The following is a 15,679-nucleotide window of genomic DNA, read 5'->3' as shown; positions in this document are numbered from 1 at the left end:
GGTACCTCCTTTATTTCCCGTCGTCGAGAAATGCCGCCGGGTTGTCGCAAAACAACATTCGGATTTGCTCCGGGGTTATGCCTTCGTCCTCCATCATCGGGACGATATTGGTAATGACGTGATCGTATCCCCAGCCGCCATAGCGGTGCAGGCATGTTTTCAGACAGACGTCGTTCGATACAAGCAGGCTGGAGCCGTAGCCAGCGTCGATCAAAGCTTTGATCGCAAGCACTCGCTCGATGTCCCGGGCGAACAGCCCTTTCAGTACGCTGCGGTGTCTGCGGTCGGCATAAAATTCTTTGCCGAAGTTGTCGAACTCGATGTAAACGCCTTGGTCCAACAGCTCCTTCAAATAATCGGGCCGGATATCGACATCGATATGGTTGATGCAGATTTTGCCCGGGTCGGCCCCGTGCCCCACGAGAATGCGAACCACCTCAGAGCCGTTCCTTGCCCACAAGTCCGTATGCACGTGCAGGCCGAGTCCGGTTTCCCGCTGCACGACGGCTGCGGCGATCAATGTCTTGCGCTCGTTCGGGTAGATGATCTCGCTTGTGCCGATCTCGCCGATGACGCCGGCCTTGATCGAGGTTCCGTCGATGCCGTGCCGGATGTCGGTCAACATCTCCTCCGCGATCGACTCGACCGATTTCTCGTCCATATCTGGAGGATGCGTCGCCTTGATATAATAGCCGCAGCCGGCGACGATGCGGATATCGAGCGTACGCGACAGACGGGCGAGCAAAGCCGGGTCGCGGCCGATCTCCCGCAAAGTCAGGTCGACCAGCGTCGTGCCTCCGGCTTGCTTGAACGCAAGCAGTTCCTCCCGGATCACTGCTTCGTCGTCGATCACCGCATTGTCCAGAACGGCATAAGGATTCCGACGCAGCGCGCCCGAGTTGGCGAGCGATACGTTCTCCCTCGCCAGCACTTTGGCCGAGATGTTGTGCGGCGCGGGAACAAGCGCTCTCAGGTCTATAAAGGCATGTTCGTGCGGCAGTACCCAACCCAAGCTATCGGCATTCACCTTGCCGGTTACAGTCATGACGGACATTTGGATAGCCTCCTCTCATTCCCCATCCGCCAACTCCACGTCGAATATCGTCATACCGCCGGGCGGGATTTTGGCGATAAAGCCGCCGTTCGCAATCGATTCGTGCGAGCGGTCCGATCGCGGCAGAATCGTGCGGCCCTCCCGGTCGACCCGCTTGACGGGCAACGCCGGAAATTTGCTTTTGCTCGCGACTCGCTTGACGGCGCGCTTCGTCCGCACGACCGGCAGCCGATATTGCAGCCGATTGTCGTTGCCGATCAGGAGCCGAAACGTCCCGTCGCTCATCCGCATCGACAGCAACGGGTGCTCGATATCGGCGGAAAGGTCGCCCGCGCTTGCATAAGCCGCCCGCAGCAGCTTGCCGCATGCTTGGACGAAGCCGGTCGACGCTTTGCGGTAGACGAGGTCCAGCCGCCATATTCCCGGGTCCTCCGCATAACGCGGATCGCCCTCCACATCCGGGCTGCCGTCGTCCTCGCCTAGACTCGCCGTGATATCGGCATAATCGAGGTAACCCATCCGGTAGCCGGAAATGCGCATCTTGAAGTCGGCTATCGGATCCTGGAAGGAAATGTCGGGCTCCAGTGAACCGGGCAGACCGAACCGGCGATCGGACGGGCTCGTGCAAATGACCGGTCCGCGGTCGTAAGCCGAGATGCGGTCGATCTCCGCTTCGGACATCAGATCGATGTTCGGGATGAAAATCGGACCAGACACGGTTTCCAAATCTTCTATGCGGGCAACGGCTCCGATCTGGCCGCCGGCTTTGGCGAATTCATATATCGTCTTGTGCATCGACCAGCGTTTTGTCGCAATGTAATCGGGCAGCAAAGCATGCATCGCATGATCCGACCAAATGAACGTTGGAGTCAATACGGTCCGGGGAAGCTCGGCAAAGCCGATATCCCATCGTTCTCTCAGCCATGCCCACTCCTCCCGCGTCAGCCCGTCTCCCAGACAGACGAGGAAGCCATCCATCGAACGCTTCAAACCGTCACGCGTATGCACGAAATAGTGGGTCAGCGAATAAATCTCCCTCTCTACGTTGGAGGCGAAATGTCCCACAGTGCTCCATTCCTCGGTCGAGTCCTTCACGCCGTTCAGGCAGATGAGCTTGCCTTCGGGAACGTAAGCCTTCATCAACGTTGGCATCGTCATATAGTTGTACATCCGATACGGACCCAATTCCTTGGCCATATGCACGCTCGTCGCCACCGATTCCGCGGCGATATAATCGACCCCGGCCTCATACAGCTTTTTGTAATCGATCCCGTACCGGTATATCGCCTCGAATGGTTCGCTGCACCAGGCATTGTTGACGATCACCTTCTTGCCGTCCTCGTGCAGCCCCCGGCACACCTTTTCCCAGAACGCCGCCCAGCGCCATGTCAAAAACGACAGCCATTCCCGCTTGTATCGATTCCAGATGTACGTGCCGCGTTTTCGGATTCCTTCACGGTCCCGGTCATCGACGGGAGCGCCTATTTCATCCGGGAGCTTGATGCCGGTATGAGCCGTAAACTGGTCGATCATGTCGTCGGAATAATCGCCGTTTTTCGCCGAGCCGCCGGAGCCCGGCGGACAGAAGTTGTCGGCCACGTGCAGGCCGGAGAAGCCGTAATCTTGAAGCGCCCGGCGTACCTTGACAAGAAAAAAATCCTCGTAGTACGTGCCGTCCTCAAACCGCTTCAGCACATTCAGACTCGCATTGCCGATGGTCCATACCCCCATCAGTTCCTTATGGTCTGTGAGCCATTCGCGATGCCCCGTATTGTAATGGCTCGGATGCCGGGGATCTTGATCGATATATACCCCCATAAGGCCCATATACGTCGCGGCCCCGCGGCTTTCCAGCCCCGCCACCAGCTCCCTCAGCTCGAAATTGGTCCACTCCTGAATATCCCGTATTTCGTTGCGGACATTGCCGTAGTAGTTGCAATTGTCCGGGGGAAGTATCCGTTCCGACTCCATGCCGTCCTCATGGTGATGGACGATATCGGGACTGAACAGAAACAAGGAGATCCCGTCCGGCTGAAATCCGATTGTCGAGTAATAGTCGGCCACCCCCCTGTCCTCGCTCTCCTTGTTAAAGCCGATTAACGGGGTCCAAATGAACATTTCGTGATTTTGCCGCGCTTGATTCATCAGTCGGTTCCCTCCAAAAGTCGCTATCCTCATCGCGATTCTCTGTTTCCGAAGCCGCTCTTGCCGCCGCAAAGGACGTCAGCCGGAGCTTTACTTTTTCTTCGCCTTTTCGGCTTCTATCGCTTTATTCGTCTCTTCCGCCGCTACCCGCATAGCCGTGTTTACATCGATTTGCCCTTGGATCAGCATGTCCATTTGGGCCGCCCATTTCGATTTGGCAATCGCGTCGTAAGGCGTCATCGGCATCGGAGAGGCAAGCTGCTTCGGAAAGCGGGCCATCAGATTCTTGCCTTTTAAATAGTCCGTCTCCTGCCCATAGACGTCTTTGATCGCCTTGTCGGTCAGCACGGGCATGAGCCCTCTCTTCGACAATGTCGTCTGGAATGACTCCGACGCCAAGAAAGCGGCGGCCTCAAAAGCGGCCTCCTTGTTTTTGCTCGACGACGTCACAAACGTATAGGTCGGATACGGCTGCGGACCGAGTCCGGGACGTTCCTTGTATTCCGGCATCGTCACCATATCCCAGTTCGCCTGGAATTCTGCTCCCGGCGTGCCGATATGCGCCATCATCGCCACCGTCTTCGTTTCCGTGAACGCCTTGTACTGCTCGGCCAAGCTGACCGTCTTCGCATCCACTTCATTGCCGGGTATTTGGTAAAACCGGGCCAGATCGGAAGTAAAGCGCTGCCATCTAGCGTCGAGCTCGAAGAGCGCCTTGCCCGTCTTCGGATCCACGTAAGGGACCGAGAGCTGGTTGATTTGCGACAAATGGCTGACGGAGGAGATGAAGCCCCTGTATTGGACGCCGTTCTCGACGCGGGTCATCCGCTTGGCCAACTCGTACGTTTCATCCCAGGTCATGCCGTCCTTCGGATACGGCACGCCGAACTTGTCGAACAAGTCTTTGTTGTACGTCAGCAGGCCGACTGTATTGTTCAAGGGCAACCCGTAGATCCCGCCGTTCGAAATCAGCTTGATCAGCTCGATCGTCGTCGGTTCGAACCGGTTCAGATCCAGCTTGTGCGACTGGATCAAGCTTGTCAGGTCGTACTGCAGATTGTTGTCCAATATTTGCGATTGTGTGACTCCGATGGACGAAATCACCACATCGATCGTCGTACCGCCGGCGAGCAGCTCCGGAATCAGCGTTCCTTTGCCGGTCGGAATAAATTTCAGCTTCATATGGGGATACCTCGCGACGACGGCGTTCCCGTACTCCTCCATAAACCGTTCTTCCGACCACCCGCTCGACGTGATGTAGAAGACAAGCTCGACCGGCTCCTTCTTCTCCGCCTCTTTCTCACCGGACGGCAGCCCTTCGCTTTTGCCGCTCACCGGCTGTCCCCCCGAGCAAGCCGTCAGGACGCTTCCCAGCATGATAACGGCCAAGTTCCAATGCAACGTTTTTTTGACCACACCCGATCCCCCTATGGTTCTTATTCGAATGTCTTGCGATGCCGGATGGCCGGCGATTACTGAAGCATTTCCGATGCCCTCTAGAGTAAAGCGCCGTACTAAAGGGACCGTAAATTCGACACTTCAAGCGTACCACGTTTGGCGACGGCCCGGTTTGGTTCAGACACGAATCTATGTTGTTCAATTACGAATCCGTCGCTCCCCATATCGCGAAGTATCGAATACGTCTCCCCGTGTTTGCATCCGTCTCTTTGCTTCATAGCTATGGTCCGCCCGTATCGTCTCCCGATCGGAACGCCCCGTCTTCCGGTCGTCATGCCGGCTTCATCGGGCAGATGGAACGACAAACAAGAGAAGACCACCGTCGGCATACGGCAGCCTTCCCCTTGCCTAAACGTTTGTTTCCGCCGCTCACGATTTCGCGACAACTCCGCCGCGAAGCCGATCGGCGAGCGGCAGCGCGTTGTGTCCGAAGTGAACGAACAAGTAGTCCCCCTCTCCGATGACTTGGTCGATTGCTGCGAGACGATCCTCCTCGATAAAGCTTTTGGAGCTTCTATCCGTAATCGCGTGGTTGATTACCGTTACGCTTTCATCGAAATAGGGGCCGAACGCCTGACCCCAGCCGGCAAGCGGAGCTTTGTCCTGCGTAAAGCTTTGGGTGGACGAGCCTCCGGTTACGTATACGTTTATATGCGTTTTCGTCATCGCAATCCCTCCCTGCTTCTTTGTTTCAAGGACGGTTCCATTCCCGTTGCGGTATTTTGGAGTGCCGGCCTTCCGTATATCTGCTATAATGTTGCTCAATTACGAATTGTGCAAAGGCAGGCGAAAAACAATGCTGTTTGCGGATACGCTGAAACGTCCGATCGAGCTCCAACTTGTCGTGGACCGGGCCGCGCCTTATAAAGAAGTGTTCCATTTCCATCCCGGAGCCGAAATTTTTTATATTCACGATGGTGCCGGGCAAGTGATTGTCGAGCAGCGCATGTATGAAGTGAAATCCGGCTCCCTGCTCTTTTTCCGGCCGTTTCAGCCGCACTACCAGCAGATGGAGGTCGGCCCGGAGCAGCCTTATATCCGGTCGCTGTTCAAATACAGTCCGAGCTACTTCTCGGATTTCTTGAAACCGTTTCCATCCCTGTATAAATTTCACGATTACTTGCTTCACTCGGACTCCGTTCTGCAAATTCAGCAGATACCGGCTCCCATAGAGCTGGATTATTGGGTCCGGGATTTCGACCGCCGCTTCCGGTCGCGTCCCGTCAGCGACGATCTGGAGCGAAACGCGCTGTTTTTGCTGTCGTTTTTCCAATATGTCCAACCCATCTGGCAGTCTTATAGCCAACCCGACGTGCAGCAGCCAACGGTCGACCCGTTCGTCGTGCGTATCCTGAAATGGATCGACGAGCATTACCCGGAAGAATTCCAGCTAGAGGCGCTCGCGCGCGTTGCCCATATGTCGCCCAATCACGTTTCCTATTTGTTTCAGAAAACGACCGGCAAGACCATTACCGATTTCTTGACGATCCGCCGCATGAAGCAAGCGTCGCTGCTGCTGCAGACGACTTCCTTGTCCGTTCAGGAGGTCGGAGAACGGTCGGGTTATCCGAACTCCTCGTATTTTTGTCAGACGTTCAAAAAACATATGGGGATGACGCCCGGTCAATTCCGCTCTCAGCCGCCGCTGCGAACGTAAGATCATCGGAGCCGGACAACATTATCGATCCGGAAACGGTGCGGTCCGCACCATTTTTTGAACGGATAAAACTTCATTTCCGAGCCCCCGTCTTCGCGGATCGTAAAGCCCGGGTCCGTACCCTCGACCAGCAGGAGTGTCCGCCCTTCCTCGCGCACGATGCCGCGTATCGGATATCCGTTTGTACTCCCGTCGGGATGAGTCACGATGACGCAGCTCCTCGTCGCATCGTAGGGAACGGACATGCTCGTGACCAAAGCGTCGACCGGTTCGCCATCTGCCTTACGCAGCACGCTATCAATCACTCCTTCCGTCGGTCCGTCGCCACGAATCTCGAGCTCGCCCTTGCGCAGCATCGTGCCACCGATCAGCACCATCTGCGCAACCTCGCCGTTCTCGATCCGGATGAAGCCGATACCGCCCGTCAAGCTGATATCGCCTACGACCAGAGGCTGCCTTAGATCGGCAGAACCGGAACTGAGAACAATATCCGTCGTGATGCCATAAGCGACGGCCAATGCGACAGCGCCTTCCCCGGCCCGCTCCGGCCGAAGCAGCTCGGCGCGCATAATGCGCGGATCGCCGTCGGCGGCATATGGTTCCATCACATGGACAAACCGGCTGCGCAGATCGGCGCCTTCTTTGCGGACTACCAGCTTGGGCATTGAATAGCGGACCGCCTCAACGTTGTTATCCTTCGACTTGTCATGCAGACGAGTGGACCGCAGCGACGGAGCTTTGCCGAGAAACAGCTCGCTTCTTTCTCCGTTACCGTTCGAGCCGTCCAGTCCGATTACCTTCAGCCGTCCTTCTCCCGATGTTCTCAGCATCAATTCATAGCCGCTATTCCCGATTTCCGCTCTCTGTACTTCCTGCACATACATATATCCGTAATAATGACCTTGGGCATCTCCTTGCTCCAGTTCGCCGGTTGGCGGAGTTACTTTCGTTCCCGGAGGAAGCAGATAAGGCCCGTAAGGGTTCATCGGCACATTCGTTTCCATGATGCTGTCGCGGTTGGCGTCTCCGTTCAGCGTATATTCGTGGCGGGTGCCTCCCTGTATCCGGAAGAGATCGACCACGTAACCGTGTCGGCCGTTTCCCTCGGCCCCACAGGCATCGCCGCCGAACCCGATCAGCCACGCCTCTCTGCCGTATTCACTCAGACTCGGATACGCATTTTCCTGACTCATCCGCATCACTTGTACGTCCGCTCCGGCCGAGGCGAACAAGCGCAAGCTGCCTCCGTCGACGCCGCTGCTCCGATCCATATCTTTGCCGTCCACGACAACCGTATTGTGGCACATCGTCGATCTCGTCCATTGCCGGTACAGCGTATGCGTATAGCCGATATCCGGCAAAAGCTCCTGCCCGCAGGCGAATAGTGCCAGATTGAGCGGATCGAGATGGTCGTGGCCGTATTTCGGGACGCAGCTCATATATAGCTGCATCTGTTGCTCGCCCGAGCCCAGCGTCAATCTGGCGATGCCCGCCGCGGGTAGAAACAACGATGCTCCGTTCGGGTCCGGCGATCTCGATATGCTGAAAGCCCACGTATCCTGAATCGGAAAATAATGTCCGTTTGGATACGTTATGCCGCGGATAACGCGCTTGAAAGCCTGCAGCGCCGGATAATCGCGCTCCAAGTCGAGATCGTCCGCTCTTTGGCCGGAACGAGGCGAGACGTAGCCGTCCGGATCGGTCCATCCTTTTGCCGCCTCCATGGTTGCCTGGAGCCCTCCGGTCGACTGGAGATGATACGAAACGCACACTTCGCCGAAGAAGCCGTCGAATAAAAAGCGGTTGGCCACGAACAGCCTTATTCGCTCCAGCGCCTGGTGCATGTATCGCGGGTGTCCGGTAGCCCGGCTTAGCGCGATCAGTCCGATCCAGTTGTGGTAGTCGTTGTTATGGTTTCCGTTCGAAAAGCTGTCGAAAAACGCGTACGACGGCCGGAACATGCCTTCCACCATTTTGCGGTCGACGTCGAAGCCGGTCTCCTCGCTCAGTACCTCGAACGCGTTCGTCTTCTTCACCTCGGCGTACGCCTCCGCCAAATGCCGCAGTTCCCCGAGATCGGAGGTCGACCAGCGGGACCATACGCCTCCCCAGTAATGATAAGGCGGACCTGCATGCCCTTCTGTCGGATAACAGCCCCACGGATAATCGTTGGTCGGGACCCAGCCTGCGTATGCATCGGCCCACCGGTTCAACAATCTAGCTGCACCCAGCGGGTCATACTTAGCCAGTTTGCTTGTCTGCTTCAAAGCATATATTTTCTGCTCGTACCAGAGCAGCCCGGTCAGCGAGTAATGTCTGCCATCGGCATCTTCAAAGTACGGAACGCATACCTCTTCCCCCTTGCGGTTATGGACGACAAAAGCTTTATCCTCCGGGAACCGTTCGTTCGGATGTCGGGTTCCCGTGCGGGGCGAAACGAGTGCAAACGGATCGCCGGGGTCCCAGCGGAACAGCTTGTCTCCGGCATACAATTCCGGACACTCCGGGTCTCCCCCGAAAATGAAACCGGGTTGCGGCGGGATCAGCTCCAGCAGCCGGCTGACCTCCTCCGAAGGCTCCTCCTCCACCACAATCCGCACGCCGGCCACCGGTGGCGGGACGTACAAGCTTTCCCCGGCCTCGATGAGCGCGTGGCTGTCGAAAGACAGCACCAGAAGACGTTGCCGCCCTCCCCGGTCCGTTATGTTTATTTGGAGCTCGTACCAGCCGGTCTTGAGCGGCTTCGGGTGGCGGAATGCGATGGTGCTGTCTGCGGCATCCAACTCGAGTTCCGAGATGTCGATCCGCTCGTCGGAAGGCGTTCTCCACGTCAGCTTGGCGGAAGCCAAGTCGCAACCGCCAAACTCCTTCGCATCCAGACGCAATCGTTTTTCGGTAAATCCGCCATAGATCAGCTCGGCCCAAATCGGCAGCCACGGCTCAGGCCGGGCCGCCTCGTCTTTCCCAGGAAGCCGCTGCCAGTACAGCCGGGCCATCCGGCCTTCCGGCAGCATATCGACTCGCACGCTATAGCCGGACGACGGCAGGCCCAGATCGATAATCGCGGACTGCCGAACGGGAACGAGTGAACTGAGCGGTCGCGGAGCCGCAATGCCGGAACAGCGGATCACATTGATTCGCCATTCGTCGCCCGGCATCGGCTCCCGATCCATGACGGAAGAAACGGGAACCGCGACCTCCAGAGTCCAGCCTTCACTATCGCGCCGTAAGGCGGAACGGACGCGCTCCGGATGCTCCAAAAAGGCGACGCCGTGTCCGTACACCGTATTCATTTCGCGCGTCCCCGTCGAGATGTCCAGCGGAATATGGAAAAATCGGTCAGACCGCTGCGGGGCGGACAAAAGAATATCGATCCTCTCCGCCGCCGCGCGTGCCCCGACGGCTCCCGTTCCCGCTATGCCGATATACAGACAATAGTCATCGCAAGCAAACCGCACTTCCGTGTCCATGTCTGGGCTCACAGGCTCGTTGATATAAATCGCCCGAAAACCGCTCATTCGGGATGCCTCGCTCCACGCCGCCTCATCCAGATTTCCGTCGATTGCGGGAGCCTCGCCGATTCGCGGAATGATCGACCATCGGTCGGTCTGGCCAACCACAACCGCCTTCGGCCCACCCTTGTCGACAGCCCCTAACATCATTGCCGGTTTAGCCATGTTCCGCATAGCAAGATCCCTCTTCCTTTGTTTTGTCCGATGCTATTCCGTCGTAACGGATATCCCAACCTTATCACAACTTGAGCCGGGGAAGTGTCGACGAGTTATTCCAAAATATCGATCTATTACGAATTGCGAATAACAATTTCGCGCTGCGAAGTATGAGTTCATAAACATCTAAATCCCATGTTTTCTTGAAGAATCTTCACCAAAAAAGTTTGACAAAATTAAGATATTTATATATAACTATACTTGATATAACCATCTTGGTTATAGGTTAAAATTAAAATTTGGAGGTTACTATGAAAATCACAGATCATTTTATCCCCGTTTTTACCAGTCAACTGGATAAAACCGTTGCTTATTATGAATCTCTTGCGAACCGACCTGTGGATCGCAGATGGGATATTCCCGAAGCCGGCTTGTCTTTAGCCACAGTATATCCTTATGTTATCGTATCTGGAAGTCCGGAGGCATTGGAGCCTGCTAGATCGCTCCGTGCCGTAGTGTACGTGGATTCCATGAACAAATTGAAGAACAGATTAAAACAGCAAAATACCCTTATAATAAGGGATCAGCATGGTCCTATTGGTCCAAGCATTTTTGTACAACATCCCGATGGCAGTTTTATTGAATATGTAGAGCCTGCACAGCTTACTGTTTGACTGGCGCAAATTAAAAAAATGTAAAATAAAGCTGCTCCACGGCACGTAGGGAGCAGCTTTATTTTACATTCGCTTTTGTACGTAATTGCTCAACAATCTGAGCCAGGGTAACGGAAGCCAGTTCATGTTCCATTGCCATCTGCGCATGAGTGAGTTGAGGTACAAGAACCGATTCAATGTTCATTCCTACAGAGCAATTGGGGTCTGGGTCCTTATGAAAATTGAAAAGCTGGTTTCCTTCCACGGATTCGACCGCCCGGTATATATCCAATAGGGTTAATCTTTCGGGAGATACTCGAAGGGAGGCACCGGCAACTCCAGATTTTGTTTCAATATACCCAGCTTTTTTGAGCTGAGCCATGATCCGTCTAATTACAACAGGGTTACTATTGATGCTTCGTGCTATTCGATCGCCTGTACTATATAGCGGGTCCAACGTGATCATCGAGAGTATATGGACTGCCATCGAAAAACGACTGCTAATTTTTTTCACTCTACTCACCCTCTTTGCTACACAGTATAGTTCCAATTAAAGAACAGGTCAATCGACAAACTTTCCGAACGGCACGGTCGAGAGCTGCTGCCCTCCGGCAGATATAGCTCCGACAGCTCGAAATATCGGGAAGTAGCGGCAAATCCTGTTGCAAATAAGAGAAGATGCCGCATGACTTCAAATCGCTTTTCCGACTGCAAGGCCCTGTACAACCTCGCAATCAACTTCTAATAGGCTTCGACTCTCATACCTGCCCGAAAATATGCTTCAACACATATAGCTTTTCCGTTAGCTTAGTCTGAGTCTCTTCAACGCTGACCTCGCCCTTTTTGAATCCTCGATCGTCATGATCGCATGACTTGCAATAGATGACATTGGACTTGTTTACCTTCCCACATTCGCAGGTCCATCTGTCTGAATCGTACTTCGCCCGTTGAACAAACGTTGTCATGATAAGGCTTTTCAGCTTCTCAAGCTTGGCAATGTCGTCCGCATGATACTTGCGTTTGTCTCCTGTAACCAGGGCGAGCGCATTTTTTTTCACAATCCATTCCGTATTGTTCACGAGTATATTCTCGATCCTATCATAGTCCGTCAGCTTCGCTTGATGAATAATAGTCCTCGCTTTTCTATCTTGGAGGTTTTGATATAAGAATGTCTTAGCAAGTGACTCATCGACTCCGTTGAAATATTCAAACACATTGGAAAACGTATTGTTGTAATCTATATCGGTCTCCGAATATAGCTTGAATATTTGCCCCATTATTTCAGGAGAATAGTACTCGAATATGGTTTGCCAATAGTTCGGTATTGCATTGTAATCCTGATTGACGTTGAAGATCAATTTCAATCGTTTTTGTTCGTACTGGTACTTCTCAAACGAGATCTCGACCAACTGTTCGGACGCTGGGATTTCCTTCTCTTGACTGTATTCCGGGATAAAGGCTGCTGTTCCGTTAGCCGTGACCATGAACATTTGTTTGCCTTTCCCGGAAACCTCATCATGGTCAATCTTCACTCCTACAATGGCATTGGCTCCTAATTTAACGGCTTCCTCGGTCAAATGATTCATGACTTCGTCATAAATGCTTTTCAACTGTTTCTGATACGTGGCGGAACGGCCGCCAAAAACGTCGCTAAGCTGGCAAATATATCTGAGAACAGATCGACCCCAGTCACGACTCTTGCAGACACTATTCCTTTGTAATGCTCGAGTTGTATTAAGTCATTAACAGAAGTTGTAGTAATCAATACTCTATTTTTCACCATTCATTTCATCCTCCATGTGCAATATGCAAGTAGCAGTCCCAATTTTTCCTATTCTATAATATCACGATTCGAGTAAAAAAATAGTACTTTTGGGCTATACTCCCGAAAAAAGGAGCAGCCCCTTCGACCGCAGCGATATTTCCCCGGCAACCTGAATTTTACAAAATAAAAACAACGGCCAAGAGACATTTACGTCTAAGGCCGCTGTTTTTATTTAATTCAGTTCTAAATCAACGCTCTTCTTTTTGATTCTCAACCACTTTACCTACACCGGTCTTATATACGCCAATTACTGTTTTACCGTCTTCTTTGTACAAGGGGATTGTTTTCGGGCCTTCTGCTATCTGTTTATTCATCAAAGCGATAGCCTCTTCCGGGGTTTTTGGGTCTTCACCCGCTAAGTCTTTTTTCCGAACGTAGCCCTTTACTCCACCTTCTCCATACGCTTCCATTAAATCCGGTTTTTCTTCAGCCGTAAGGGCATTTACTGCTGAACCATATGTTTGACCGCTCTCATTTTTTGAATAATTAGTTGTGTCCTCTGACCTTTTATCCAACAGCGAAGCAGTGGTAGTTTTTACGGTGAGCGACCCTAGGACAACACCAATCGCTAAAACACCGCCGATCAAAACAATTCGCCCTACTCCAATCGAAGGGAACTTCATGTTATCACTCCTTAAAAGTTAATGGCCGGAGTTTTACACCCATGTACGCGGTCGGGATTCTTCGAAAGCTTGGGTTCCCATTGTAGACTCTATACTTACAATTCCCGGATTCGTGTCACACGAAATCGAGCTCGAATATATAGCTATTCCCATGATTATCCTAATAATAGTATTACATTCCTAATAGCGTCAATAGATTATGCACCCCAAAGCTCTTTGCAGCCTTCCTGTATCGTCTGCTTCACCATCCTGTTTCGAAAAACTGGGCATGACCGCCTTTCAATGAGCATCAAAAAAACACCCGCTCCATGCGGCCGGCTCGGCACATGAAGGGGTGTGTAATGGGGAAAGCAATTGCGACGCTGCCTGTCATGAAATAATTAATATCATTAATTATTAATGATATAAATCTTTGTAAAACTTCACTATTATCGAGGATATCCTGAGAATAAATGACTATGTAACTTATGTTGTCTACTTTATTGCGCTTGCGCCAGAGACACCGAACAGGTGAACGACGCTTTTTCGGCATATGCCGATGCGACGGCTGTGGCCTACACTATGACGGTGCGTTTTTTCAAAAAAAAGGACATCCGTTTTCTGAAACGAATGTCCACATATGATGTGTAACACTAGAGAATGCGGCGCTAGTGATCCGTACTGTAAAAAGGAATTAGTCGTTCCTCCAGCAAGCCCATTAGCAAACCCGAGGCAATTTCGGCCACGGTCCATCCCGATTCAATCGACCAAGGCCCCCAGCCGACATCGGCAGGCGAGCCGAACACTTCCTTTTTATCGGCATCGTATGCCCGGCCCCACGCCCCGTCAATCATCGGATTATCGCTTTTGATCTGGGCGGAGACAAGGAAGCGTGCATGCGCCACCCATAACGATTTGAACAGCGGATCTTTCGTCACAAAATAGCTTTGGATAAAAGCGGCAGGCAGCCAATTATTCGAGTACAGCAAGTCGACAACCGGATCGCCGTTCTCGTTCAGCAGCGAGCTTTCGCCGGTGCCGGCCGAATGGCGCATCGCCGCGCGATAACCTTCGTCCCACTCCACATAGGCGCCGGACGCATGACGGAATCGCTGCAAATCCTCCGCGACCCGGTACAACCAGCCGCGATGCTCCTGCTCCCCAGTCACCCAATACAGCCAGGCCAAAGGCAAAAGAAGTCGGCAGTATTCCTGTGTCTCGCTTTGTTCCCGCTTCGTGCCGGGGTATGCCGTCATGAGCGTCGTTAATCCCCGCACCGCGGTATCCCGGAACTCGCCGATCCCGGTAAGCTTGTAAGCCAATAATAAAGCGGCATGGTAATAGGCGTTGTAGTGCGCACTAGGCAGGTTGCCCGGCGACTCCGCCAATCGCCGCAGCGATTCTGCATCAAGTTTGGCGTTCACCGTGCGGAACACCCTCGTGCCGTCCGTGCCCGTTGTCCGCACGAGGAAGCGCAGCGCGGCGGTTATTTCGTCCAAATGCTCGGATGAATCCATATACAAGCATTTCAGGAGTTGGGGAATCATCGCGCGAGCGGCGTCATCCTGATAACACACTCCCCACGCTTCCTCCGTCCAGCGGATCATGCCATAGAACGGCTCGTCCTTATCCCGGCACAGGAATGGTCCGAAGACGAGGTTTTGCAAATTGGCGGCGACCCGAAGCGGACGCTCCTCGCCTGTTCGCAGATGCTCCAGCATGTATGGAAGGGCAATTTCTCCTATGCAGTCGACTCGGCGAATGTCGCTCATCCGCTGTTGTCCGTCCGGATCGATCTCCGTTGCCGGCCCTTCCAACGCTCCGTCCGCCCCGTCATCGACCAATACGCCGGACTGCTCGAACCAACGCAGCGCTCGCTCCGTGCAGTCGCGAATTTGTTCCTCCACAGACAGCCCGGTACGTGCCGGTCCGGTGGAATAGGCCGCGGGGAGCAGCGCAGGGTGCGCCGTCTCCCCAAGCAGCCATTCCGCGATAAAAGCGGCGAGCTTGCCCGCCGAACTCAGCGGAGCGAAGCGGGCCCGAACGAGGTTAGCGAGCCGGAACGAGCAGATCAACAGCCGTCCGTCCGGGCGGTCGAACCAAAGCGCGCGGTCGGACACGTTCTGCCACAACTCGGGTCCCGCGTCCGTTCGATCGTGAGCCTGAACTCGCGTATACTGCAATATCGGCGTATCCTGCGCGCAAGACACCGCATACGGCTTGACGCGCATATTACACTGATCGTCCAGCAGCTCGCCCCGGCCCAGTCCACGGATAACGCCATCCTCGCACACGGCCAGCCGTTCGAACCGCGTATTTTCCGGCGGCGCGCTGTAGACATGCCCGATGCTGCCGACATATTCGGCAAACACCCGTTTGCCTGCCTTTAGCTCGGCCTCCACCGCATTCCTCGCCGCAGCCCGCAGCAACATCGGCTTATCGGAGACCCCGCCGAGCAGGGCGATCGCAGCAAACGGCGTCAGATCGGCCGATGCGACCGCCTCCGGGCGAATGACTTCGATATCGCCGTGCAATTGCTGCAAGTATTGCAGCAAATCGTTCGATTCAGCCGTAATGACGGCCAGCTTTCGCAAGGTCATCTGCTATCGTCCTCTTT

The 15,679-nt window shown here is 54.0% G+C and carries 10 protein-coding genes and 1 pseudogene; 2 read left to right on the top strand and 9 right to left on the bottom strand.

Annotated features, from left to right (window positions below):
- Positions 1–10: 10 nt before the first annotated feature.
- The 4 genes from ABD796_RS34725 to ABD796_RS34710 form a co-directional block, all read right to left on the bottom strand.
- Positions 11–1,054, bottom strand: coding sequence for a phosphotriesterase family protein (locus ABD796_RS34725; protein WP_344917223.1), 1,044 nt, complete (start codon positions 1,052–1,054; stop codon positions 11–13).
- Positions 1,055–1,069: 15 nt separating this feature from the next.
- On the bottom strand, positions 1,070–3,199 hold the full coding sequence (locus ABD796_RS34720; RefSeq protein WP_344917222.1) for a hypothetical protein: 2,130 nt from the start codon (positions 3,197–3,199) through the stop codon (positions 1,070–1,072).
- Between the two features lie 90 nt (positions 3,200–3,289).
- Entirely contained in the window at positions 3,290–4,615 is a 1,326-nt protein-coding gene (locus tag ABD796_RS34715; protein WP_344917220.1) for an ABC transporter substrate-binding protein, read from the bottom strand.
- Positions 4,616–5,026: 411 nt separating this feature from the next.
- Entirely contained in the window at positions 5,027–5,323 is a 297-nt protein-coding gene (locus ABD796_RS34710; protein ID WP_344917218.1) for an SGNH/GDSL hydrolase family protein, read from the bottom strand.
- Between the two features lie 130 nt (positions 5,324–5,453).
- On the opposite strand from ABD796_RS34710, the gene ABD796_RS34705 reads away from it, so the two are divergent.
- Positions 5,454–6,314, top strand: coding sequence for a helix-turn-helix domain-containing protein (locus tag ABD796_RS34705; RefSeq protein WP_344917216.1), 861 nt, complete (start codon positions 5,454–5,456; stop codon positions 6,312–6,314).
- A gap of 2 nt (positions 6,315–6,316) precedes the next feature.
- On the opposite strand, the gene ABD796_RS34700 is transcribed toward ABD796_RS34705, so the two are convergent.
- Positions 6,317–10,000, bottom strand: coding sequence for a heparinase II/III domain-containing protein (locus ABD796_RS34700; protein WP_344917214.1), 3,684 nt, complete (start codon positions 9,998–10,000; stop codon positions 6,317–6,319).
- Between the two features lie 293 nt (positions 10,001–10,293).
- Between ABD796_RS34700 and ABD796_RS34695 the strand changes: the two genes are divergently transcribed.
- On the top strand, positions 10,294–10,656 hold the full coding sequence (locus ABD796_RS34695; protein WP_344917212.1) for a VOC family protein: 363 nt from the start codon (positions 10,294–10,296) through the stop codon (positions 10,654–10,656).
- 58 nt (positions 10,657–10,714) lie between these two features.
- Here the strand turns inward: ABD796_RS34695 and ABD796_RS34690 are convergent, their stop codons facing one another.
- The 4 genes and pseudogenes from ABD796_RS34690 to ABD796_RS34675 all read right to left on the bottom strand — a co-directional run bounded on the left by ABD796_RS34690 (position 10,715) and on the right by ABD796_RS34675 (position 15,662).
- Positions 10,715–11,149 carry an Rrf2 family transcriptional regulator gene (locus tag ABD796_RS34690; protein ID WP_344917210.1) on the bottom strand — a complete coding sequence of 145 codons (435 nt, stop codon included), beginning with the start codon at positions 11,147–11,149 and terminating at the stop codon, positions 10,715–10,717.
- 244 nt (positions 11,150–11,393) lie between these two features.
- Positions 11,394–12,323 (bottom strand): annotated as a pseudogene (locus ABD796_RS34685) (YbjQ family protein); the annotation flags it as partial.
- Between the two features lie 325 nt (positions 12,324–12,648).
- Entirely contained in the window at positions 12,649–13,083 is a 435-nt protein-coding gene (locus ABD796_RS34680; protein ID WP_344917207.1) for a peptidase M56 BlaR1, read from the bottom strand.
- 647 nt (positions 13,084–13,730) lie between these two features.
- The gene (locus tag ABD796_RS34675) at positions 13,731–15,662 is read right to left on the bottom strand and encodes a hypothetical protein (RefSeq protein ID WP_344917204.1); all 1,932 of its coding nucleotides are present in this window, start codon (positions 15,660–15,662) and stop codon (positions 13,731–13,733) included.
- Positions 15,663–15,679: the final 17 nt, after the last annotated feature.

Origin of the sequence: Paenibacillus hodogayensis, assembly GCF_039536325.1 — a bacterium.
GTDB lineage: Bacteria > Bacillota > Bacilli > Paenibacillales > NBRC-103111 > Paenibacillus_AB > Paenibacillus_AB hodogayensis.
Note: the sequence above shows the minus strand (reverse complement) of the source record. Positions and strands in the feature narration are given on the sequence as shown.

Excerpts from the sequence above, each read along its gene's own strand:
- ABD796_RS34725 (WP_344917223.1), bottom strand. The coding sequence starts at position 1,054 with ATGTCCGTCATGACTGTAACCGGCAAGGTGAATGCCGATAGCTTGGGT.
- ABD796_RS34720 (WP_344917222.1), bottom strand. The coding sequence starts at position 3,199 with ATGAATCAAGCGCGGCAAAATCACGAAATGTTCATTTGGACCCCGTTA.
- ABD796_RS34710 (WP_344917218.1), bottom strand. The coding sequence starts at position 5,323 with ATGACGAAAACGCATATAAACGTATACGTAACCGGAGGCTCGTCCACC.
- ABD796_RS34705 (WP_344917216.1), top strand. The coding sequence starts at position 5,454 with ATGCTGTTTGCGGATACGCTGAAACGTCCGATCGAGCTCCAACTTGTC.
- ABD796_RS34700 (WP_344917214.1), bottom strand. The coding sequence starts at position 10,000 with ATGCGGAACATGGCTAAACCGGCAATGATGTTAGGGGCTGTCGACAAG.
- ABD796_RS34695 (WP_344917212.1), top strand. The coding sequence starts at position 10,294 with ATGAAAATCACAGATCATTTTATCCCCGTTTTTACCAGTCAACTGGAT.
- ABD796_RS34680 (WP_344917207.1), bottom strand. The coding sequence starts at position 13,083 with ATGAAGTTCCCTTCGATTGGAGTAGGGCGAATTGTTTTGATCGGCGGT.
- ABD796_RS34675 (WP_344917204.1), bottom strand. The coding sequence starts at position 15,662 with ATGACCTTGCGAAAGCTGGCCGTCATTACGGCTGAATCGAACGATTTG.